General features: G+C 58.5%; 21 protein-coding genes and 1 tRNA gene. 8 read left to right on the forward strand and 14 right to left on the reverse strand.

Annotation, left to right across the window (positions count from 1 at the left end; genetic code table 11):
• The first annotated feature begins 44 nt into the window (after positions 1 to 44).
• Complete coding sequence (gene typA / locus QEZ52_RS13105; protein WP_406644807.1) at positions 45 to 1,865, forward strand: GTP-binding protein TypA; 1,821 nt, start codon at positions 45 to 47, stop codon at positions 1,863 to 1,865.
• 136 nt (positions 1,866 to 2,001) lie between these two features.
• A complete protein-coding gene (locus QEZ52_RS13110) occupies positions 2,002 to 3,957 on the forward strand; it encodes a cache domain-containing protein (protein ID WP_406644808.1) in 1,956 nt (651 codons plus the stop codon).
• 19 nt (positions 3,958 to 3,976) lie between these two features.
• On the opposite strand, the gene QEZ52_RS13115 is transcribed toward QEZ52_RS13110, so the two are convergent.
• The 10 genes from QEZ52_RS13115 to QEZ52_RS13160 all read right to left on the reverse strand — a co-directional run bounded on the left by QEZ52_RS13115 (position 3,977) and on the right by QEZ52_RS13160 (position 13,799).
• On the reverse strand, positions 3,977 to 5,323 hold the full coding sequence (locus QEZ52_RS13115) for a sigma-54 dependent transcriptional regulator (RefSeq protein ID WP_406644809.1): 1,347 nt from the start codon (positions 5,321 to 5,323) through the stop codon (positions 3,977 to 3,979).
• Positions 5,324 to 5,331: 8 nt separating this feature from the next.
• A complete protein-coding gene (locus QEZ52_RS13120; protein ID WP_406644810.1) occupies positions 5,332 to 5,457 on the reverse strand; it encodes a hypothetical protein in 126 nt (41 codons plus the stop codon).
• Complete coding sequence (locus QEZ52_RS13125) at positions 5,454 to 6,761, reverse strand: c-type cytochrome (protein ID WP_406644811.1); 1,308 nt, start codon at positions 6,759 to 6,761, stop codon at positions 5,454 to 5,456. Before QEZ52_RS13125 ends, QEZ52_RS13120 begins: the two co-directional genes overlap by 4 nt.
• A 3-nt stretch (positions 6,762 to 6,764) precedes the next feature.
• A complete protein-coding gene (locus tag QEZ52_RS13130) occupies positions 6,765 to 7,964 on the reverse strand; it encodes a formate dehydrogenase subunit gamma (RefSeq protein WP_406644813.1) in 1,200 nt (399 codons plus the stop codon).
• A 90-nt stretch (positions 7,965 to 8,054) separates the two neighbouring features.
• Positions 8,055 to 8,648 carry a formate dehydrogenase FDH3 subunit beta gene (gene fdh3B, locus QEZ52_RS13135; RefSeq protein WP_025048013.1) on the reverse strand — a complete coding sequence of 198 codons (594 nt, stop codon included), beginning with the start codon at positions 8,646 to 8,648 and terminating at the stop codon, positions 8,055 to 8,057.
• 12 nt (positions 8,649 to 8,660) lie between these two features.
• Entirely contained in the window at positions 8,661 to 11,555 is a 2,895-nt protein-coding gene (locus tag QEZ52_RS13140; RefSeq protein WP_406644814.1) for a formate dehydrogenase subunit alpha, read from the reverse strand.
• A 107-nt stretch (positions 11,556 to 11,662) separates the two neighbouring features.
• A complete protein-coding gene (locus QEZ52_RS13145; protein WP_406644815.1) occupies positions 11,663 to 11,854 on the reverse strand; it encodes a twin-arginine translocation pathway signal protein in 192 nt (63 codons plus the stop codon).
• A gap of 51 nt (positions 11,855 to 11,905) precedes the next feature.
• A complete protein-coding gene (locus QEZ52_RS13150) occupies positions 11,906 to 12,532 on the reverse strand; it encodes a molecular chaperone (protein WP_406644816.1) in 627 nt (208 codons plus the stop codon).
• Between the two features lie 14 nt (positions 12,533 to 12,546).
• Positions 12,547 to 13,263, reverse strand: a complete 717-nt coding sequence (locus tag QEZ52_RS13155) for a DUF3306 domain-containing protein (protein ID WP_406644817.1) — start codon at positions 13,261 to 13,263, stop codon at positions 12,547 to 12,549.
• Positions 13,260 to 13,799, reverse strand: coding sequence for a DUF3305 domain-containing protein (locus QEZ52_RS13160; RefSeq protein WP_406644819.1), 540 nt, complete (start codon positions 13,797 to 13,799; stop codon positions 13,260 to 13,262). The genes QEZ52_RS13155 and QEZ52_RS13160 overlap by 4 nt, the downstream gene beginning before the upstream one ends.
• 371 nt (positions 13,800 to 14,170) lie before the next feature.
• Between QEZ52_RS13160 and QEZ52_RS13165 the strand changes: the two genes are divergently transcribed.
• Positions 14,171 to 16,120: a 4Fe-4S binding protein gene (locus tag QEZ52_RS13165; RefSeq protein WP_406650465.1), complete on the forward strand. Its 1,950-nt coding sequence runs from the start codon at positions 14,171 to 14,173 to the stop codon at positions 16,118 to 16,120.
• Here QEZ52_RS13165 and QEZ52_RS13170 read toward each other — a convergent pair.
• Positions 16,114 to 16,869: a hypothetical protein gene (locus tag QEZ52_RS13170; protein ID WP_406644821.1), complete on the reverse strand. Its 756-nt coding sequence runs from the start codon at positions 16,867 to 16,869 to the stop codon at positions 16,114 to 16,116. The two genes, QEZ52_RS13165 and QEZ52_RS13170, sit on opposite strands and share 7 nt — an antisense overlap.
• A gap of 139 nt (positions 16,870 to 17,008) precedes the next feature.
• Between QEZ52_RS13170 and QEZ52_RS13175 the strand changes: the two genes are divergently transcribed.
• A complete protein-coding gene (locus QEZ52_RS13175) occupies positions 17,009 to 17,716 on the forward strand; it encodes a biotin/lipoate--protein ligase family protein (protein ID WP_406644822.1) in 708 nt (235 codons plus the stop codon).
• Positions 17,713 to 18,189: a DUF6505 family protein gene (locus QEZ52_RS13180; protein ID WP_406644823.1), complete on the forward strand. Its 477-nt coding sequence runs from the start codon at positions 17,713 to 17,715 to the stop codon at positions 18,187 to 18,189. The genes QEZ52_RS13175 and QEZ52_RS13180 overlap by 4 nt, the downstream gene beginning before the upstream one ends.
• A gap of 369 nt (positions 18,190 to 18,558) precedes the next feature.
• On the opposite strand, the gene QEZ52_RS13185 is transcribed toward QEZ52_RS13180, so the two are convergent.
• Both QEZ52_RS13185 and QEZ52_RS13190 read right to left on the reverse strand, forming a co-directional pair.
• Positions 18,559 to 18,635 (reverse strand) — tRNA-His (locus QEZ52_RS13185).
• A 44-nt stretch (positions 18,636 to 18,679) separates the two neighbouring features.
• Positions 18,680 to 19,162 (reverse strand): GNAT family N-acetyltransferase, encoded by a 483-nt coding sequence (locus QEZ52_RS13190; protein ID WP_406650468.1) that lies wholly within the window; start codon positions 19,160 to 19,162, stop codon positions 18,680 to 18,682.
• Between the two features lie 107 nt (positions 19,163 to 19,269).
• Here QEZ52_RS13190 and QEZ52_RS13195 point away from each other — a divergent pair, with 107 nt between their 5' ends.
• The gene (locus QEZ52_RS13195) at positions 19,270 to 19,458 is read left to right on the forward strand and encodes a DUF6324 family protein (protein ID WP_406644824.1); all 189 of its coding nucleotides are present in this window, start codon (positions 19,270 to 19,272) and stop codon (positions 19,456 to 19,458) included.
• On the opposite strand, the gene QEZ52_RS13200 is transcribed toward QEZ52_RS13195, so the two are convergent.
• Positions 19,459 to 19,968, reverse strand: a complete 510-nt coding sequence (locus tag QEZ52_RS13200; protein ID WP_406650471.1) for an MmcB family DNA repair protein — start codon at positions 19,966 to 19,968, stop codon at positions 19,459 to 19,461. It abuts the gene before it with no gap.
• Positions 19,969 to 20,084: 116 nt separating this feature from the next.
• Between QEZ52_RS13200 and QEZ52_RS13205 the strand changes: the two genes are divergently transcribed.
• Together QEZ52_RS13205 and QEZ52_RS13210 are read left to right on the forward strand one after the other, a co-directional pair.
• Positions 20,085 to 20,414, forward strand: coding sequence for a helix-turn-helix transcriptional regulator (locus QEZ52_RS13205; RefSeq protein ID WP_406644825.1), 330 nt, complete (start codon positions 20,085 to 20,087; stop codon positions 20,412 to 20,414).
• The gene (locus tag QEZ52_RS13210) at positions 20,407 to 20,811 is read left to right on the forward strand and encodes an SRPBCC domain-containing protein (protein WP_406644826.1); all 405 of its coding nucleotides are present in this window, start codon (positions 20,407 to 20,409) and stop codon (positions 20,809 to 20,811) included. The genes QEZ52_RS13205 and QEZ52_RS13210 overlap by 8 nt, the downstream gene beginning before the upstream one ends.
• Positions 20,812 to 21,081 lie beyond the last annotated feature (270 nt).

Genomic DNA, 21,081 nt, shown 5'->3' on the forward strand with positions numbered 1-21,081 from the left:
CAACGGGCTATGCGCGCGGCAACTCCCTTGAAAAGGCTTTCCACATGGACCTGCGCAATATTGCGATCATCGCTCATGTTGACCACGGAAAAACAACTCTGGTTGACGAACTGCTGAAACAATCCGGTACCTACCGCGAAAACCAGGCCACCACTGAACGGGCCATGGACAGCAACGATCTGGAACGCGAACGCGGCATTACCATTTTCGCCAAACCGACGTCGGTGGAATGGAAAGGCACCCGGATCAATATCGTTGACACCCCCGGACACGCCGATTTTGGCGGCGAAGTCGAACGTATCCTGTCGATGGTAGACGGTGTTGTTCTGCTGGTGGACGCAGCCGAAGGCCCGATGCCCCAGACCAAATTCGTGACCTCCAAGGCTCTGGCTCTGGGTCTGCGCCCCATCGTGGTCCTGAACAAGGTCGACAAACCCGACGCAGAACCCGATCGTGCGCTGGACGAATGTTTTGACCTGTTTGCCAACCTTGGTGCCAATGATGATCAGCTGGATTTCCCGCATATGTATGCGTCGGGTCGTAATGGCTGGGCTGACGCTGACCTGAATGGTCCGCGCAAGGATTTGCACGCGCTGTTCAACCTGATCGTGAACCATGTTCCCGAACCGCGCCAGATCAAGAAACAGGATGACGATTTCCGCATGCTGGCCACCACATTGGGCAGCGACCCGTTTGTGGGCCGCATCCTGACCGGCCGCGTCGAAAGCGGCAAGCTCAAGGTCGGGGCAACCGTGCAGGCCCTGTCCCGCATCGGCCAAAAGATCGAACAGTTCCGCGTGACCAAAATCCAGGCGTTCCGCGGATTGAGCACCCAGGACATCGAAGAAGCACAGGCCGGTGACATCGTATCCATTGCCGGCATGTCCAAGGCCACCGTGGCGGACACCATCTGTGCGTTGGCCGTTGACGACGCGCTGGACGCCCAGCCAATTGATCCGCCCACCATCACAGTGACCTTTGGCATCAACGACAGCCCCCTGGCCGGTCGTGACGGCAAAAAGGTTCAGTCCCGCGTCATTCGTGACCGCCTGATGAAAGAGGCCGAATCCAACGTCGCAATCAAAATCACCGACACACCCGGCGGTGACGCGTTTGAAGTTGCCGGTCGCGGCGAATTGCAGATGGGCGTTCTGATCGAAAACATGCGCCGCGAAGGGTTCGAACTGTCGATTTCGCGCCCGCAGGTTCTGTTCCGCGAAGAAAACGGCGTCCGTATGGAGCCAATCGAAGAAGCCACCATTGACGTGGATGACGAATACTCTGGTGCCGTGATCGAAAAGATCACCGGCCACCGCAAGGGCGAGCTGGTCGAAATGAAACCGGCCGGTGCTGGTAAAACCCGCATTATCGCCCACGTGCCGTCGCGCGGCCTGATTGGGTATCACGGTGAATTCCTGACCGATACCCGCGGTACTGGCGTGTTGAACCGCGTATTCCACGGCTGGGCCCCACACAAAGGGTCCATTCCGGGCCGTCGTTCGGGTGTTCTGATCTCGATGGAAAACGGCACATCCGTTGCCTTTGCATTGTGGAACCTCGAAGAGCGCGGCAAGATGATGATCGGTGCCCAGGCCGACGTTTATACCGGTATGATCATCGGCGAACATTCGCGGAACAACGATTTGGAAGTGAACCCGTTGAAAGGCAAGAAGCTGACCAACGTGCGCGCCTCTGGCACCGACGACGCGGTGCGCCTGACCACACCAATGACCCTGTCGCTGGAAGAGGCGATTGCCTATATCAACGACGACGAACTGGTCGAAGTGACGCCCAACAACGTGCGCCTGCGCAAACGCTATCTGGACCCGCATGAACGCAAGCGGATGGCCCGCGCCGACGGCTGATACCGTCTGTCCATCGACAACCCGATAGGCAACGCCCGGGCCCCTCAGGGTCCGGGCGTTTTCGTTGGGCTGTATGCAATCGAAACTTGATATGCATAATGGAGTGTTCAGCAACTTGCTTGATTGGGAACCCCGGTTGAAATCAGTCCGTCTGCGCCTGTTGATCCTTGCTCTACTGCCATTGGTGGTCCTCTTGCCACTGATGCTGTTGCTGGGTCTGACGCGCTGGACCGCGGAATACGACGACATCCTGATCGCCAATGTCGAAAGCGATCTGCGCATCGCTGAACAATATCTGGGGCAGATCCTGATGCGCACCGGCGCGGATGTCCAAGGGGTGGCGGATTCGGCGGCGTTTCTGGATCAGCTGCACGCCGACCGGGCAGAGTTCGACCAGTTCCTGAAGCAAAAGCAAAACACGCTGGAACTGGACTTTCTCTATTACCTGTCCCCCACGGCCCAACCGGATGCGATCGGCAGATGGCCCGTTGTGCAATCGGCACGAACCGGCAAACTGGCCTCGGAGATCGATCTGTTCTCGCCTCAGGATCTGTCGGCTATCTCGGCGGATCTGGCCCTGCGTGCCCGTGTTCCATTGATTGAAACAGTTGCCGCAGTGCCCACGGATCGCACCATCGAAGAACGCGGCATGGTGGTTCATACGGCCAGCCCGGTTGGTACGGCAGGCAGCCTAGGCGTTCTGATCGGAGGGATCCTGTTGAACCGGAACCTCGATTTCATCGACACCATCAACTCACTTGTCTATCTGAACGCCGCCACCGGCGGTGACCGTCAGGGCACCGCGACCCTGTTTCTGGACGATGTGCGCGTCTCCACCAATGTGCGCCTGTTTGAAGACGTCCGCGCGTTGGGAACGCGCGTGTCTGCGGTGGTGCGCGGTGCGGTTCTGGACCAGGGCCAGAAATGGTTGAATCGGGCATTTGTGGTAAATGATTGGTATATCTCGGGCTATCTGCCGATCACCGACAGCTTTGGGGATCGGGTCGGCATGTTGTATGTCGGATTTCTCGAGGCCCCTTTTGTTGCCGTCAAGCGCGAAGCCTATTGGGCGCTTCTGATTGCCGTTCTGGCCCTGTTGGCCCTGTCCGTCCCGTTTTTCCTGCGCATGGCCAAAGGCATCTTTTCGCCGCTGGAAAAGATGATCCAAACCATGTCGCGGGTTGAACGTGGCGATCTGGCGGCGCGCAATGGAGACATACAGGCCCGAGACGAGATCGGCCATGTCGCCCGCCATCTCGACACATTGCTGGATCAGGTTCAAGAACGCGACCAAGCCCTGCGCGCCTGGGCCGACGAGCTGAACGAACGCGTTGAAAACCGAACAGCAGAGCTGAAACAGGCCAATCAAAAACTGGAAGAGACATTCAAGCAACTGGTGATGTCCGAAAAATTGGCCTCGATCGGAGAAATCACGGCTGGCGTCGCCCATGAAATCAACAACCCTGTCGCCGTCATTCAAGGAAATGTGGACGTGATCCGGCTGACATTAAACGAACGCGCCCGCGACGTCGAAACCGAACTCAACCTGGTGGATCGCCAGGTCCAACGGATTTCGACCATCGTGGACAAGCTGTTGCAATTCGCCCGTCCGACGGAATTTGGCACCTACGAAGAAAGCGTCGATATCGCTTTGGTGGTGAAGGATTGCCTGGTTCTGGTTGAACATGTTCTGTCCCAGACAAATATCATCGTCGAAACCGACCTGAAAAAAGCACCACTGGTCCGGATCAACCCCGGAGAGTTGCAGCAGGTCATCGTTAACCTTCTGGTCAACGCGGCACAGGCCATGGGAAATGACGGCGTGCTGTCGGTGTCTTTGTCTCAGACAGAAGACAAGGGACAGGCCGGTGCCTGTCTCTGTATTGGCGACACCGGGCCCGGTATTCCGGACGACAATCTCGACAATCTGTTCGACCCGTTTTTCACCACAAAGCCGGCAGAGGGAACGGGGCTGGGCCTGTCGATCAGCCAAACGCTGATCCGACGCGAAGGCGGCCACATCCGCGCCCGCAACCGTAACAGCGGCGGTGCCGCGTTTTCAATCTGGCTGCCCGAAGTGCTGGTGGACTGAACCCGTTATGCGGGGCGTATCACACGTTCCAGGTCGCGCATTTCCGGTCCACAGTCTTGCGTGATACACCCAATCGGCGGGCCGCTTCTGCGCGGTTCCCATTGCATTGATCCAAAATGTGCATGATGTGTCGCTGCATGACCAGGTCCAGGGATTCAACCGCGCGACTGCCGGTGATCTGCCCATCCCCTGAAAACTTGTCCGGAAATTCCCCCAATATTACAGATCGTTCGATCAGGTTCTTCAACTCTCTGACATTTCCCGGCCATTCATATCGGGTGAATTTCATCAGGACTTCTTCGTTCAGTTCCAGTGCCGGCAACCCCAGGGTTCGCGAAAACTGTTGAATGAACAATGACGCCAATTCGACGATATCTTCGGATCTGGTTCTGAGCGGCGGCATATCGACGGTCAACACATTGATCCGATGAAAGAGATCCGCCCGGAATTCCCCCTGCGCGACCACCTTTTCCAAATTCGCGTTGGTCGCGAACAGGAATCTCAGGTTCAACGGAATATCACGTTCGGCACCAACCGGGCGGACCCGGTGATCTTCGAGCACGCGCAACAATGCGGCCTGGACTTGTTCAGGCATCTGCACGATTTCATCCAGAAACAGAGTGCCGCCTTCGGCGTGCAGGAACAGCCCATCACGGCGATTGTCCGAATTATCAATCAAACCGAACAGCTCATGCGCAATGCGATCCGGCGAAATCGTCGCGCAATTGACCGCGACAAACGGTTTGCCAGCCCGGTCCGACATCGAATGCAGGGTGCGCGCGGCCACCTCCTTGCCGGTGCCGGTGGCCCCCGTGAACAACACCGGTGTTGGATGAGGGGCGATCCGCTCCAAAAGGTCGCGCACCTCGCAGATGGCAACAGAACTGCCCAACAGGCGCCCGCGCCCCAGGCCCCCTTCCCCTTCCAGTTCATGTTTGAGCAGGTAGTTTTCGCGCCGCAGGTTCTGCCGGTCCAGCGCCCGCGCCGCAGCGTTCAGAATCTGATTGGCGCGAAATGGCTTTAGTACAAAATCGGCCACCCCGGTCTGCACCGCCTTGATTGCGGTTTCCAGGTCGGCATAGGCCGTCATCAGGATGGTTTCGGAAAACAACCCGACAAAGCGCTGTTCATGCAACCAGTCCAACCCTGTCTTGCGCGGCATGATATTGTCGAGGATCACCAGGTCAAAATAGGCCCCGTCCAGCTTGCTGGTGGCTTCGGCTGCAGATGCGGCCTGTTCAACCCGTTTGCAGCGCGGGCTCAGGATCTTGGATAGAAAATTGCGCATCCCTGGTTCGTCATCGACCACCAGAATCGAAGCATTTGCCAGGCTGTCGCCATATTCATTGATCGTTGCGGTTTGCATCTGGTTCCTTAATCCAACCTGACCGCGGTGCCCGAGTGCACATCCTGTGCAGAGAACCCGGCCCTCTCCAATCCAAAATTGGCTGCTATCGCGATTAGAACGATTGCTGCAAAGCTGGTCAACATCGCTTTCATTTGTACGGTTCCTTGCTATGGGTTCGCGCTTTCAGATAGTCGATCAGATCCTGACGGTCGCGGGATCTGGCAATCACCTGCATAGGCATCTTGGACCCCGGGACAAAATGGTCCGGGCCCTGATGGAACAGCTGATCAATTGTGGTTTCATCCCAGACGATTTTCGACCCCGACAAGGTTCTGGAATAGGAATAACCGGGCACGGTTCCGGCCTTGCGCCCCAACACGCCGAACAATGTCGGCCCCGCTTTGCGGGAATTGCTGGGCTCCAGCGCATGACAGATCGAACATTTTCGCATGAACTGACGCTCTCCATTGCTCATCTCTGCGGCGTCCCGCAGGAACGTTCGGTCCTGGCCCTGGGCCGGGGTCAGCTGGTTCATCAGCGCCACGGGCCATGCATAGATCACATCATCCAGCCCCCCGGCATAGACCAGCGCGCCATCGGGAGAAAACGCCAAGGCCCAGACCGGCCCTTGGCGGGTTGCGCGGAAATCGCCCCGGATCTTCCAGTCATCGGTGTTCACGGTCATGATGTAGCCATGCCCGTCCGCAACGGCCAACGCGGCGTTCTGCGGATCATGGGCCATGGCAAGGATCGGTTTCCGGTCCAGCGTAAAATCCGCGATGGCTTCGCCGCTGTGGGCATTCACGATCCGGGTGCCGCCATCCACCGCTCCATAGGCCAACCAATTGCCCGACGGGGACAGGATCAGCGTGTTGACGCCAAACCCGTGTCTCACCAGCGGAAATGGGGCGGATGGCTCTGACATGTCATACCGCAGGACCGCTCCCTTGGTCGTCGCCACATAGATCTGCGCCCCGTCAGGAGAGAACACCACATCATTGATGCCCGCGTCAGGTGGGTAAAGTGCCTCTGCATCCCCCCCAGTCAACGACCACAAGCCGACCGATCCATCCCAGCTGGCCGTGGCGACCAGCGACTGGTCAGGGGACACTGTGACCGCCATCACCTTGCCCTTGTGGCGCCCCAGCAGGTGGCTGGTCTTTCCGTCCCACAATCGCACGGCAAAGTCATCTCCCCCGGACACCAACCGCCCGTCGTCCAGAAACGCAACTGTGTTTACGGCCGCGTCATGTCCGTCGAGCCAGACCGGTTTTCGCCCGACCCACAGCCCCACCGAATTGTCAAAGCTGGCCGAAGCCACCTGCCCGTCCCGCGCCACGTCCAGTCCCTTGATGGGGCCACCGTGCCCCTTGAGAGTTGTAAAGTCCTGGGCCGCCAGCAGGCCTGGCGCAATCATCAAGGTGACAAGAGATATCAGACCCAGACCAAACCGCATCGGTTATTCCGCCGGAGCGGTCTCGCTGGTGTTGGTCGTGTCCTTGGCACCGGTTTCCTTCATCTCGGCCAGCCAGATCGAATGATGCTGTTCGGCCCAGGCTTCGTCCACCTCACCACTGCCCATGGCGTCATAGGCACCTTCCATCCCCACCGAACCGATATAGATATGGGCCAGAATGATGGCCATCAGCAGAAACGCCATGATGGCGTGCCATCCTTGGGCATATTGCATCTCTTCCTGCGGTGACAGTTGCGCCGGCAGCTCTCCGAGCACCGGCAAGGAGGTGACCCCCATTCCGTTCAGGGCTGAAAACGTCTTGGCAAACAGCGGCAATTCGTAGGGGAACAACAAAGAGACCCCAGAAACGGCAATAGAGCCGCCAAAAAGGATCACCGACCAGAAGATCAGCTTTTGCCCGGCATTGAACTTTTTCGCCGGAGGATGGCTGTTTCCAATGATCCCGCCGAACTGACGTAGCCATGTGATGTCTGACCGGCTGGGAATATTGTGAACCACCCACATTACAAAGATCATGACCAGCCCCAGAATAAAGGCCCAGGCCACATTGTTGTGCACCCATTTGGACGCAATCAGCAGCGTTGCGTTAAATTCCTTGCCCATTAAGGGCGCAATGAGGGTTCGGCCAAACAGGGTAAACAGCCCTGTCACCCCCAGCAGGATGAACGATCCCGCCAACAGCCAATGCCCAAACCGTTCAATGGTCTTGAACCGGGTCACAGTGCGCCCAGTCGTGTCTCCATCAATCCTGATCCGACCACGCAACAGGAAAAACAGGGCCAACGCGCCAAGCGTGCCGATCAACAGCCAGGCCCCGACCCGGCTCAGCTGACCGCTACGCCAACTCAGCCAACGCATGCCTCCATCCTGCATCAGGACAGTGGCGACCGTGCCCCCGGCGGACACATTGGTCTCTGCCGACCCATAGCGCACAGCGCGCCAGATTTCGGGATCCGAAAGACCTCCCAACGTGCCCAGTTGCGGAACCGGAGCCTGTGCCCGGGACGGATCTCCGGTATTCTCACGGCGGAAACCGTCATCAACAGTCTCGCCGCGTTGACGCGCCAAAATATCTTCAAGAGTTTGAGCGCCACCCGTGGCGCTGCGATCAGGGGTTTCCTGCGACAGTGCTGGCAGGCCAAGCAGGATCGACAGGGCGAGTGCGAGTGCCACGCGAAGCATGGGCCCACCTCCAATTCTAATTCAGATCATCAGGGGTCTGCTGGTGGCCCGAAAACCGGGCCACCGCGTGATGTACAGTGTCAGAGGCGGTCAGCCGCCCTTCTGATCATAGGCGGTGCCCCATCCCCAGGCACCCGAGCCAAAGCCACGGGCAACCACGCGTTCGCGGTAGATGGCGGACACAACGTCTCCATCCCCGGCCAACAGCGCCTTAGTCGAACACATCTCGGCACAAATCGGCAACTTGCCTTCCGCGATCCGGTTGCGTCCATATTTGGCGAACTCGGCGGTCGAATGGGTTTCTTCGGGGCCACCGGCACAGAAGGTACATTTGTCCATCTTGCCACGGCTGCCGAAATTGCCCGCCTGCGGATATTGCGGCGCGCCAAACGGGCACGCATAGAAACAATAGCCACAGCCGATACACAGGTCCTTGGAGTGCAGGACAACGCCTTCTTCGTTCTGATAGAAGCAGTCGACCGGACACACCGCCATACAGGGCGCATCGGAACAATGCATACAGGCCACCGACAGCGAACGTTCGCCCGGTTTGCCGTCGTTCAGGGTCACCACACGACGGCGGTTGATGCCCCACGGCACTTCGTGCTCGTTCTTGCAGGCCGTGACGCAGGCGTTGCATTCAATGCAGCGTTCGGCGTCACAGAGGAACTTGGATCTTGCCATTTCTCTTTCTCCTTATGCTGCTGAGATCTTGCAGAGGGTCGTCTTGGACTCCTGCATCTGGGTGACAGAGTCATAGCCATAGGTCTGGGCGGTGTTCGAAGATTCCCCCAACACATATGGATCTGCACCGGACGGGTATTTGTCCCGTAGATCCTTGCCCTGGAAATGACCGCCAAAGTGGAACGGCATAAAGGCCACGCCTTCGCCGACCCGTTCGGTCACCATCGCCATGACTTTGACCTTGCCGCCTTCGGGCCCTTCGACCCAGACCTGTGCGCCGTCCCGCAGTCCCAGATTATTGGCGTCCCGCGGATTGATTTCGACAAACATGTCCTGTTGCAGTTCGGCCAGCCACGGGTTCGAACGGCTCTCCTCGCCGCCACCCTCGTATTCGACCAGACGGCCGGAGGTGAGAATGATCGGGTAATCCTTGGAGAAATCGTTCTTCTGGATCGAGGCATACATGGTCGGCAGACGATAGAACTTGCGGTCCTCGTATGTCGGGTAATCCTCAACCAGATCACGACGCGGCGTGTACAATGGTTCGCGATGCAGCGGCACCGGATCCGGGAAGGTCCACACCACGGCCCGGGCTTTGGCATTTCCGAAGGGCGCGCATTCGTGCTGAATCGCCACCCGTTGGATGCCGCCGGACAGGTCGGTTTTCCAGTTGGTCTTGGGACCCGCCACCGCGTCGATCGACGCGCGTTCTGCGTCGGTCAGGTCGCTGTCCCACCCCAGATCCATCAGCATCTGCATGGTGAATTCGGGATAACCATCCTGAATGTCCGAATTCGCGGAATAGACGCCTTCGGCCAACAGGTTGTCCCCATCCCGTTCCACACCAAATCGGGCGCGGAAAGTCAGACCACCTTCGGACACGGGTTTGGACATGTCATAGAGGTTCGGCGTTCCGGGATGTCCCATTTCAGCCGTGCCCCAGCAAGGCCATGGCAAGCCGTAATAATCCCCATCTGCGGGACCACCAATGGCCTGCAAGGTCGTGCGATCAAAGGTATGCTGGTTCGCCATATGCAGTTTCAGCCGCTCCGGCGATTGCCCGGTATAACCGATGGTCCACAATCCTTTGTTGAATTCGCGGGTTACACTCTCAACATTGGGGGTGTTTTCATCCTCCATCTCGATATTGCGGAAGAACCGGTCCGCCCAGCCGAACTTGTTGGCGAACATCCCCATGATCTCGTGGTCGGTTTTGGATTCAAACAGCGGATCCACGACCTTGTCGCGCCACTGGAACGACCGGTTTGACGCCGTGACAGACCCCCGGGTTTCGAACTGGGTACAGGCCGGCAGCAGATAGCAGCCATCCGTGCGATCATGCAAAACGGCGGAAACGGTGGGATACGGGTCAACCACGACCAGCATGTCCAATTTTTCCATCGCGGTCTTCATCTCTGGCCCGCGCGTTTGCGAGTTCGGCGCGTGTCCCCAAAGAACCATGGCCCGCACATTGTTGGGCTGATCCATGTTGTCCTTTTCTTCCAGAACACCATCAATCCAGCGCGACACCGGGATACCGGTCAGATTCTGCAGGCTCTTGTCCTTGCCGTCCTTGTCGACAATCTTGTCGAATTGACCGGCCAGCCATTCGGGGTCTTCCTCCCAGACGCGCGCCCAATGGGCCCAGGCCCCTTTGGACAGGCCATAATACCCTGGCAGGGTGTGGGACAGAACGCCCAGGTCAGTTGCACCCTGCACATTGTCATGGCCGCGGAAGATGTTGGTACCACCACCGCTGGCACCCATGTTGCCCAGAGCAAGCTGCAGGATGCAATAAGCGCGAGTGTTGTTGTTGCCATTGGTGTGCTGGGTCCCGCCCATACACCAGATCACGGTTCCGGGTCGGTTGTTGGCCATTGTGCGGGCCACACGTTTCAGCTGGGATCCGGGTGTGCCGGTGACACGTTCGACCTCTTCGGGAGTCCATTTGCGGACCTCCTCGCGGATCTGATCCATCCCCCATACGCGCGTACGGATGAACTCTTTGTCCTCCCAGCCGTTTTCGAAGATATGGTAGAGAATCCCCCAGACCAGCGCCACATCCGAACCCGGACGGAACCGCACGTATTCGTCGGCATGGGCCGCCGTGCGGGTGAACCGAGGGTCACACACGATCAAGGGCGCGTTGTTCTGTTCCTTGGCCTTGAGCACATGCAACAGCGAAACCGGGTGCGCTTCGGCCGGGTTGCCGCCAATGATGAAAATGGCCTTGGAGTTGTGGATGTCATTGTACGAATTGGTCATCGCACCATAGCCCCAGGTGTTGGCAACACCGGCAACTGTGGTCGAATGACAGATCCGGGCCTGGTGATCCACGTTGTTCGTGCCCCAATAGGCAGCGAATTTGCGGAACAGATAGGCCTGTTCGTTGTTGTGTTTGGCCGAACCCAACCAATAGACGCTGTCAGGTCCGCTTTCGTCGCGGATCTGCATCATGCCGTCGCCGATCTCGTTGATCGCCTGTTCCCAGCTGATGCGCTTCCATTCCCCGCCTTCTTTCTTCATCGGGTATTTCAGGCGGCGTTCGCCATGGGCGTGCTCGCGTACCGAGGCCCCTTTGGCGCAATGAGCCCCCAGATTGAACGGGCTGTCCCAGCCGGGCTCTTGCCCGATCCAGACACCGTTTTGAACTTCGGCGACCACGGTACAGCCGACCGAACAATGGGTGCAGACCGATTTAATCGCTTCGACGGCCCCGGCAGCAGCGGATGCTGCGTTGGCCTGTGTCACCGTTCCACCGGTGGCGCTGATCGCGGCCAGGCCCCCAATGGCCAGTCCGCTGCCACGCAAAAACGCGCGGCGGTCGACGGATTTTTCCGCAACCTCAGACAGGATACTTGTCCGCTGGGGGCGTCTCGCAACCCCGTTGGTCTTTTTCCTAAGCATATTTTCCTCCCTCGCAGCCCAAGTGTGGGCCTGGCTAGGTTAACGAAAACCGCAGGCAGTCGGGCGTCACGCAACCAGTCGCCTTTGGTCAAATGACAATGTCCGCTTCAGAAGCGGGCGCTGTCGTAATAGGCGCGGGTATGCGCTGTATCCTGCATCTTTTCCGATGACAGGTCGGGGTCTGCGGCCTCGGCCGTCGTTCCCGTCGTCGCAACCGCGACGGCGGCAACCGGCGCTGTGGTCGCAGCCAGTTTCAGAAAATCGCGGCGGCTTTGCGCCTCCTCGTTTTTCTTTGCCATGTGAGAGTCCTCCCCTCTGGTTACAGGCGGTTTCCCGCCTCTTCATGCGGATTACTCCGCGCTCATCCGGAAGCCTTCAGTCTCGATCTCCAGGAACGCACGTCCAACGCTGCCGACGGCCGCGTAAAAGACCGAGTTCTGCGCCGCTTCCAAATCTGAAAAGAAATGCCCCGCCCAGGGCGCGACATGACGGTTAAAGAAGACCTTTTGGTCTGCCATGTCCGACACGGTACCAAACCGACCGACAATCAGCGCACCCATCATTTCCATGAGCGACGCGATATTGTCTTCGGGTTCATAGACATTCTCTGCGCGCGACATCCCGCGCACCATCATGTCACGGCGCAAGGCCGCCAGTGGTTTTTCGTTCAGGAACCCGGTGAGGTAATAGCTGGCATAGGGCAACAATTCGCCCCGTCCCAATCCAATGAACAGCTTGTTGAACTCACTGTTGACCTTTTTGGGTTTGCTCAACTGGGCGATCTTGGCCAGCGTATTTATCGCCCCCCCCAACGGGCTGTCATCCCCGCTCAGACCCGCGCTTTGGGCCAACAGCAATTCATCCGGAGGACCAGCCAGCAGCAACCCCAGGAAATTGTACAGATCCGCCCGCAGGCGATCTTCGGGTTGCACGTCGGCGGGCTGTTGCGCCGGGATCTGTTCTGCTGATGCAGACATCTGGGTCTCCTTGATCATATGTCTTGCCCGTCATCTACGAAAGAAAACCGCATACGCCGGGGCAACATTGGCGCGGCCTCTGTGTCGACGGCAGTCGCAACAGCAGGCGGGGACGCCATAACTGGGACAACAAGGGCAGCGTGCGGGTCTATCTCGGGCGCATCCCGGTCCTGGGTCTGGTCCAAGGGAAGGGTCGCCGGCCCGGCCACGGATGCGAGGTCCGATTGGATCTCTTCCTGGTTCTCATCGCCGATGTCTTCCTGGATCTCTTCGTCGCTGTCTGTGTCCTGTGCCGGTTGGTCCTGGGCGACTTCAGTCGCCTCTTCCTGTGCCTGCCGGATCAACTCATCGACGTGGGCCTTCATGCCCTTGCCAACCTGATAGGCCGTCTGGATGATCTCTGGCACCATGGCAGCGTCGGTAAAATCCTCGCCGTAATCGACCAGCCCATCAACATTGGCCAATACCGGGTTCGTCATCCACAACCGGCGCAGGGCACGTTTGCGCAGATAGCCCGGAACCTTGTCAGTCAGGAAAACCTTGAAATCATCGCCTGCACCCAGTGTGTCGGGATCCGGCAACCCCAGGTCCTGCAGAACGTCTGCTTCGGGGCGGGCGGCCAATTCGGCGTCGCGCTCGGCGGTCTCTGCTTCGATCAATGCCCGCTCCGAAGCCTGTGCTTCGGCGGCGACGGCGGCCCGGCGGCGGGACCAGAAATCATCGCGCGTCATTGCAGGCGCTCCTTCTTGGCCGATACGGGCGACCGATAGACATCTACCAGCTGCTTGATCCGGGGATCCCCCACCCCGTCCTCGACGCGGGTGACATCCTTCTTGTCACGTTTGCGTTTCTTGAAGACCTCTTCGGTGTGGTATCTGGTCACAAAATCGCGCACCCACGCTTTTACCACCTCCGGCATCACGATCTTTTCCACGACGTCCTCGCCGCTGTCGCAATAATCCTGCGCCTCATAGGGCGACGCGGTGACCAGAACCACATCAAAGGGGCGCTGGTCGTCCTCGGTCGCGCGCATCACCACATAAAGACAGGGCAATTGCGCGTGCAGCCCGTGCAGATAGGATTCGGTATCCGCCCCATGCAGCTCCATGGTGTGTGTCGCTGCATGAAATTCGCTGACATCGCCATCCTGGCGCAACAGGACCCAATCCGCCGACCCGGCCCCCGGCAGCGCTGCAACCGCCCGCCACGACCAGCGCGCCCACTGGGTCACCCCCGGGCTACGCCGTAACACGACACCGATTTGCATAGTTTCATATTTTTCAGGGTGGCGGATCACACGCAGCGGAGCCTTTGTTGTTTGCCTTAAAAAAGTGCCCCAACCCACGGCATCGACCAAGCCTGATCTCGCTCTCCAGTCAGCTAAGCCAGCTTTGCGGACAATTTGGGCAACCCAGAATACCACTGCATACCCGCAGGGACTAAATGTCTAATCCGACTAAAAGAATTGGGTAATTCCACACACCAACGATGGGCCCGAATCAGCCCGATGATTCGCCATGTCCAACACAGGTTCCGTTCCAAAAACGCGGTTTACGGCTCATCAGAATCATGCCTAGTTTGAAGTCGAACCGGGAATGATCCCGGGTCCGGAAACACAGAAATCCACGCGAGGTAATGATGTCTAAAACGTTGATTTTATGTGACTGTTGCAACTCGAACCCAATTGACCCGCAGGCCCTGTCCCAGGCAACTGGGATGGCCTGTTCCCAGGTGCATTCCGCCCTGTGCACAACCCAATCAGAACAGGCTGCCCAAGCCATTGCAGCAGGCGATGCAATTTTTTGCTGCGCTCAGGAAACCGCCTTTTTTGATGAGCTGGCAGACAGCCTGAACACCCCGTCACCCGCCTATCTGGACCTGCGCGATCGGGCAGGATGGAGCACAGACACCGGACCAAAACTGCCCAAATTGGCCGCATTGGTTGCCGAAGCCAGCCTGCAGGTTCCCGCGACCAAATCCCTGGACGTGATGTCCGAAGGCATTTGCCTGATCCTGGGGCGCGATGAAACGGCGTTGGACGTCGCTGATATGCTCAAGGATTTCCTAAGCGTGACAGTCCTGTTGCCCGACATGCAGGATACGCCAATGACCCGCGCCTATGACGTCGTGCTGGGAAACCTGAAATCGGCCACAGGATCGCTGGGTCAATTCAAGGTCAGGATCGACGCCCTGCGCCAGCTCAATCCGGCGGGCCCCGGAGCCATGACCTTTGGCTCGCCGCGCGATGGTGGGATCTCCCACTGTGATGTGATCCTGGATCTGCGGGGGACAATGCCACTGTTTCCCGCCCCGCAAAAGCGGGACGGTTACGTGCAAGCGGATCCGAACAGCCCCAAAACGGTCGCAGCCGCCGTCTTGCAGGTCTCGCATATGGTCGGCACATTCGAAAAGCCGCTATACGTGCGTACCGAGCCGCTGTTGTGCGCTCATTCGCGCGCCACTCAGACCGGGTGCACCCGCTGTCTGGACGCCTGCCCGACCGGGGCCATTTCGCCAAACGGCGACCATGTACAGGTGGATCCGATGGTCTGTGCCGGTTGCGGTGCCTGCGCATCGCTGTGCCCGTCCGGTGCGATCAACTATGATGCGCCTCCGACAGACTTTACCTTTCGCAGGATCCAGACCTTGGCCAAGGCCTGTCTGGACGCAGGTGGCAAGGCACCGGGCCTATTGGTGGTCAACGCCGAAGGGAGCGAGATAATCGGCATGGCGGCCCGCTATGGGCGCGGCCTGCCGGCAGACGTGATCCCAATGGAGGTTGAGGCGCTCAATACCATCGGACACGCAGAAATGGTGGCTGCGATGGCGGCAGGGTTCGGGAAAGTCAGCATTCTGGTAACGCCCGGCACCGACCGGGACGTCATGCACAGCGAAATCAACCTGGCCCTTGCGCTGGTCGGTGGATGTATCACCATGATCGAAACCCCAGACCCGGATCGCCTCTCGGACATCCTGTATGGCACCACGGCCTCCCTGACCGTTGAAACGCCTGTGCGCCCCATGGGCACCCGACGCCAGATCACCCGAACAGCGGTCAAGGCGCTGCACGGTGGCGACGCGATCCTGCCCCTGCCCGACGGCGCACCCTATGGCGCTGTTCTGGTCGATACGGACAGCTGTACGCTGTGCTTGTCTTGCATTTCGCTGTGCCCCTCGGGCGCATTGGGCGACAACCCGGACAGCCCTCAGCTGCTGTTTCAGGAAGATGCCTGTTTGCAGTGTGGATTATGCTCCAACGTCTGCCCTGAAAACGCGATCACCTATGCCCCCCGAATGAATCTGGGCAATGATGCGCTGTCACAGGTGGTGCTGAATGAAGAAGAACCGTTTGCCTGCGTCGAATGTGGGGCCCTGTTCGGGGTCAAATCCACCATCGAAAAAATCTCGGAGAAGCTGGCTGGACACCATGGCATGTTCCAGACCCCGGAAGCGGCCCGCATGATCCAGATGTGTAGCGATTGCAGGGTAAACGCCCAATACCATTCGGAAAACAATCCGTTCGCAGACAAGGAACGTCCGCGTCCGCGCACCACCGAAGACTATCTCAGCAAGCGTCGCGATCACTGATGTTCCAACGGTGCCCCCAAATCCGCCGGTTCCAGCGATGCCACATAGGCCAGCACGGATTCAAGGTCGCTGATCGTAATGCGGACAGGTACAATTGGCGACGGACGGTCGCTGGGAAAGGGCGGCGTCACCTCATCGACCTGAGTGAAGGCGGGATGCGGGTTGAGCGTATAGAAGGCTGCAAAACGTTCGTCCCAATCCGGCAGGCTGCGCAGGGCAAAGAACGACGGGGTCGACCCGATGGCATTCATCCGCTCGCTGGCGATGACCACATGACATCGTCCGCATTTCTGCCGCGAGATATCCTGGCCGGCGGTTGCGTCCCCATCCATCTGCACCGCGACCTCCTGAACTGTCTCGGCTTCGGGCAAGGTGAATTGCTGAACCCCATCCACGACAAAGGACGCAATGGTACGTTGACCGATTTCGGATGTGATCCAGTCCGAAAACTTTTGAACCCCCACATGATCTGGCACATGCACCAGCGCCCGCCATTTGCCCCCCGCCCCATCGAACACCGGAAAACCAACCGTTCCCAGGCTGACTTCGGCGACGGCATCGACATCAACCACGCTGATCTTGACCTGGGTTTTGAGAGAAAATCGGGGCAGCAGATGTTTCAACAGCCCGCTTTCGACAATCTCTGCTGGTACCGCAAGCCGAAATTGTCGTTCATTCGCAACAGATTGGGCGTTCGAAAACACCAGAAATATGCCGGTTAGAATGGACATGCGAAGCCAGAAAGCCATAGATGATGTTAGGAAATCGCGGCTTGTGTCGTCAATACTGGCGGCATTGCCCACACTGGTTCGGCAGGGCGGACCCCGTATCCACCCGCCCCAGTCCCCCGTGCGCCAACATATGTTGGCCAATCAAATGAGAGAGCGCATGACCCAGATCGTACTACCACCGCTGATGTCGGGCTATGCCGTTCAGGGCGACGACGACCCGTTCGTCACCGCCTGCATGAAGGCCGCCGTGGGATGTGATGCGGGGTTGGTGGTTTACAATCTGTCGACCGATGTGCTGCGTGCCGCGCTTGTATTTGCGCCAGAAGTCCCGCTGGAGGACGCGATGACCATGCTGCCGCTATGCGCTGTTGGGTTTCAAAATGCGCTGGGGGCCCTGGCCCCACCCGAGGTCGCCGTACATCTGGAATGGGCCGGAGGACTGCGGGTGAATGGTGCAAAATGCGGTCACATGCGGATTGCTGCCAACACCCAGGACCCGACACACATCCCCGACTGGCTGGTTGTCGGGTTTGATCTGCCCCTGTGGCCGACAGGCGACGATCCCGGCACAACGCCTGATGAAACTGCGCTTTTTTCCGAAGGCTGCGCCGATGTCAAAGCCCCGGATCTGCTGGAAAGCTGGGCTCGTCACACGTTGAACTGGATCAGCCGCTGGGAGGACGAAGGGGCCAAGCCGCTGCATGGTGAATGGCGCGGGCTGGCCTATGGTATGGGCGAAGACATCACCCAATCCGAACAGTCCGGGACCTTTCTGGGGGTGGACGAACGGTTTGGAATGTTGTTGCGCCAGGGCGATACGACCCGGTTGATTGCGCTAAGCACATTGTTGGAGGATCTGTCATGAAACTGGCCCGCGCCATTCATTTTGACGAAAGCGACACGCGCGTCTTCCCGGTGTCTGCACGCACCGGCGAATGGTGCATCTCCGGTGGGTTCGAATTCTCCAACTGGACCGAGGAAGATCTGACCGGCAAGGCCCGCCAGTCCTTTTCCAACGGCTGGCTCGGCATCGAAACCGCAGGGCGTGTGACATTTGTGGCTGTCACCCAGATTGAACCCGAAGAGGTTGATACGATCACCGATGCTTTGGCCCAACATTTCGTAACCCACTATGGCGCGCCAGACATATATGCGGCCCGTCCTGTCGCCTCCGAAGAAATCCAGCATATGCTGGATCTATGCGACGATCACGACGCCAACACATTGTTGACCGTGTCGCGGGAATTATCCGCGTCCGGGGTGCTCGAATCGTTTCGTGTGATCGAACCCCAGGCTGCCGGGTTGGATCAATTTGCGATCCACGGGGACATGTCCTGATAAATTTAAAGAATTCAAATTCCTACTGCCGAAACTTAATGCACTTGGTGTCCCGATATCCGGAACTCGGCGCTCCCGAAACGTGGTCCGCGATGGATGTGATGACTGGAAGCCACCCGAACCGCCATCGTCGGCCTGCCCCCTGAGCCGTTGGCCCGAGGCTTCCACCCGTTTCTCATATTGCGATCAACCGGGACACACCGCCCAACATGGGTACCGAACCGACACGCGCAGGGTCGCACACAGGTGTCGCGAAATCCCGTTGACGAATCCGACGATACTGGTCGACCCATCGGAACCAAACGCATAGCTCGCGCAGCGTTGCCCCGAAAACAGCGGCGGCACTTCCCGTGTCAAAAACTGGTGATTTGGTACCGCCTCCCTGGCTTGAACAGGGGACCTCTGGATCCACAATCCAGCGCTCTAACCTACTGAGCTAAGGCGGCACTTGGGGCTCATTTAGCCAACCAAAAGACCGAGTGCAAGAGGATTATAACAGAACTTTCCAAGTTTGTTCGACCAGATCAACGCCAAATGAATGGACTGGCCTGCTATCGACAAGCTGCCAGCCAAAGGCGGCATAAAGCGCACAGGCAGCCCGATGACTTTCATGCGTCCAGAGCGTCATTTCGCTGTATCCGGCAGTCTTGGCGTATGCCATGCACCGCTGTAGCAACTGTTTCCCAACGCCACGCCCCCGCGCTTCGGGTGTCAACAGGAACAGGCGCAGCTTGGCAATCGTGTCGGTATGGCGCACACAAAAGATACAGCCGATCCGTTGACCTTGTGTTTCCGCAATCCATCCCTGTTCACAAAGCGGGTCATGCGACCGACAGAAGTCGGCAATGATTTCCCCGACGACAGCGCCAAAGGTGTCATCGAATCCTTCATCGCGCGCATAAAGGTCTGCGTGACGGGCGACGACCCATTGCGCATCCGTGGGGACGAATCGGCGAAAGCTGATTTCCGACATACTGACAACGTAAGTCAGCTTCACTTTGCTGAACAGGGCCATCCCCCTGCGCTTGATTTTCGCCCGCAAGCGCTGTAGCCACCCTGAAATATCAGGGGAGAACTGAAATGAGCATCAATACCGAACGCGAAATCCAGGCCAACATGCAAATCGGCCCAACCGATCAGGGCATGGTACGGATCTTCATCGAAGCGGATGGTGTTGAAATTCCGATGGATTTTGATCCCGAGGAAGCCGAGGAAATTGCTGACGAAATTCGCGCCGCCGCCATGGCCGCCCGGATGGTCAACGAATGATCAGCTCTGTGTTTGCGTAACCTCGATTGTGTCGGACAAGAACACCCCATCCTTCCCCGGTCGGGGGTCCCGCAGGCTGTGCAACCGGCGCGCAGCATCAGTTGCGAATTTATGCACCAGCTTTTTGCGCCGCGCCGGGGCCAGTTTGTCTTCGCCCGGCATCCGGATCAGTTCTGCGTCATAAGCATCCGCAATGATCAGCCCGGTTTCCGGGGGCAACAGTTCGGTTGGAAATTCCAAATCCACAGCCCAGAAAAACCGGTCACACCAATCCAGATACCCCTGCCATTTTGAATCTGTCTGGAAATCGACACGACTGGATTTGCATTCGACAATCCAGATGTCGCCCTTGGGCCCCAACGCAATCACATCCACCCTCAATCCCCGTTCGGGCACAAATTCCTCGAGCGTCGCATAGCCAAGCGCCCGCATGTGGCGCGCCACGCCACGGGCCAATTTCTGTCCAGGTTGCAAGCCCTGTGGCACAGGTTGGGTCGCGATATGGGTCATGGCAGATAGGGTGAACAATTCATGAACAAATTTCAAGTGGAAATCGCTTCTTGACATGATACCTTTTGGTATCTAATTATTCATGAAACCAAACGGTATCACAAATGAGGCACCTCATGTCCGACATGGCGCAAATGGCGTTTCGAGCCCTCTCAGACCCGTCCCGGCGGGACATTCTATACATGCTGGGCGACCGGGATCTGACCGTTGCCGAAGTATCCGCGCAGTTCGACATGACCCGGGCGGCGGTAAAAAAGCACCTCGTCGTTCTCGAGGAAGGCGGGCTGATCCGCTCGTACCCCCGCGGGCGCGAACGGATCAACAGCCTGCACCCCGAAGGGTTGCGCCCGGTGCTGAACTGGCTGGTCTGGTTCGACCAGTTCTGGGACGACAAGCTGTCCGGCCTGAAAGCCACCATTGAACAAAAAGGACTTTCCGATGACTGACCCAATCCTACAGAAATCCGTTTATCTCAAGGCCGACCCGCAAACGGTCTGGGACCACCTGACCCAGGCCACATTGATGGGAAAATGGTTTCATCCTGCAACCGAGGATCTGAGCCAGGGTGCAGATTTCACGCTGACCGATGGACCCGGCGGGGACCGCATGTGCTGGGGGCGGGTCGAAGACATGCAACCGACCCACTATATGCGTTGGAGCTTTACGGTTGGCCCGTTGGATGGGGTGATGACCACGGTAGAATGGCGGCTGGAACCGGCGATTGGCGGAACCCGTCTGAGCCTGGAACATTCGGGCCTGCCCGCCGGCGCGGATGGATTCGGTTTGGTGCTTGCGCTCGACAAGGGCTGGCATGGGTTCCTGCTTCGGATGCACGAACTTTGAAATAAACCGGCACTCCCCTTGCCCCCGACGGTCTCACCCCCTAACTAAGACCAGTGACGGGTTCTGCCCTTCTTGTGGACGGGTACATTCCGGTGGCCTTAAGCAATTCCGAGGGAGCTGGCTCTGCCTGGATCCTGGTCCAGTTACCTGGCGCCCACCTGTACATACAGGTCCTCGGGGATAAACACCGCACGGTTGTCTGGTGGTCCCGTCACACTTTTCTCCCAACCACCGCAAACCTGCGCGTGTGTTGGGCTTGGGCCAGATCTG

Source organism: Aliisedimentitalea scapharcae, assembly GCF_045277565.1.
GTDB classification, from domain to species: Bacteria; Pseudomonadota; Alphaproteobacteria; order Rhodobacterales; family Rhodobacteraceae; genus Aliisedimentitalea; species Aliisedimentitalea scapharcae.

Coding starts and splice junctions, on each gene's coding strand:
- QEZ52_RS13165 (WP_406650465.1), top strand. CDS start 14,171: ATGTCTAAAACGTTGATTTTATGTGACTGTTGCAACTCGAACCCAATT.
- QEZ52_RS13130 (WP_406644813.1), bottom strand. CDS start 7,964: ATGCTTCGCGTGGCACTCGCACTCGCCCTGTCGATCCTGCTTGGCCTG.
- QEZ52_RS13150 (WP_406644816.1), bottom strand. CDS start 12,532: ATGTCTGCATCAGCAGAACAGATCCCGGCGCAACAGCCCGCCGACGTG.
- QEZ52_RS13120 (WP_406644810.1), bottom strand. CDS start 5,457: ATGAAAGCGATGTTGACCAGCTTTGCAGCAATCGTTCTAATCGCGATA.
- fdh3B (WP_025048013.1), bottom strand. CDS start 8,648: ATGGCAAGATCCAAGTTCCTCTGTGACGCCGAACGCTGCATTGAATGC.
- QEZ52_RS13125 (WP_406644811.1), bottom strand. CDS start 6,761: ATGCGGTTTGGTCTGGGTCTGATATCTCTTGTCACCTTGATGATTGCG.
- QEZ52_RS13155 (WP_406644817.1), bottom strand. CDS start 13,263: ATGACGCGCGATGATTTCTGGTCCCGCCGCCGGGCCGCCGTCGCCGCC.
- QEZ52_RS13205 (WP_406644825.1), top strand. CDS start 20,085: ATGTCCGACATGGCGCAAATGGCGTTTCGAGCCCTCTCAGACCCGTCC.
- QEZ52_RS13170 (WP_406644821.1), bottom strand. CDS start 16,869: ATGGCTTTCTGGCTTCGCATGTCCATTCTAACCGGCATATTTCTGGTG.
- QEZ52_RS13200 (WP_406650471.1), bottom strand. CDS start 19,968: ATGACCCATATCGCGACCCAACCTGTGCCACAGGGCTTGCAACCTGGA.
- QEZ52_RS13115 (WP_406644809.1), bottom strand. CDS start 5,323: ATGCAAACCGCAACGATCAATGAATATGGCGACAGCCTGGCAAATGCT.
- QEZ52_RS13140 (WP_406644814.1), bottom strand. CDS start 11,555: ATGCTTAGGAAAAAGACCAACGGGGTTGCGAGACGCCCCCAGCGGACA.
- QEZ52_RS13160 (WP_406644819.1), bottom strand. CDS start 13,799: ATGCAAATCGGTGTCGTGTTACGGCGTAGCCCGGGGGTGACCCAGTGG.
- QEZ52_RS13210 (WP_406644826.1), top strand. CDS start 20,407: ATGACTGACCCAATCCTACAGAAATCCGTTTATCTCAAGGCCGACCCG.
- QEZ52_RS13145 (WP_406644815.1), bottom strand. CDS start 11,854: ATGGCAAAGAAAAACGAGGAGGCGCAAAGCCGCCGCGATTTTCTGAAA.
- QEZ52_RS13190 (WP_406650468.1), bottom strand. CDS start 19,162: ATGTCGGAAATCAGCTTTCGCCGATTCGTCCCCACGGATGCGCAATGG.
- QEZ52_RS13175 (WP_406644822.1), top strand. CDS start 17,009: ATGACCCAGATCGTACTACCACCGCTGATGTCGGGCTATGCCGTTCAG.
- QEZ52_RS13180 (WP_406644823.1), top strand. CDS start 17,713: ATGAAACTGGCCCGCGCCATTCATTTTGACGAAAGCGACACGCGCGTC.
- typA (WP_406644807.1), top strand. CDS start 45: ATGGACCTGCGCAATATTGCGATCATCGCTCATGTTGACCACGGAAAA.
- QEZ52_RS13195 (WP_406644824.1), top strand. CDS start 19,270: ATGAGCATCAATACCGAACGCGAAATCCAGGCCAACATGCAAATCGGC.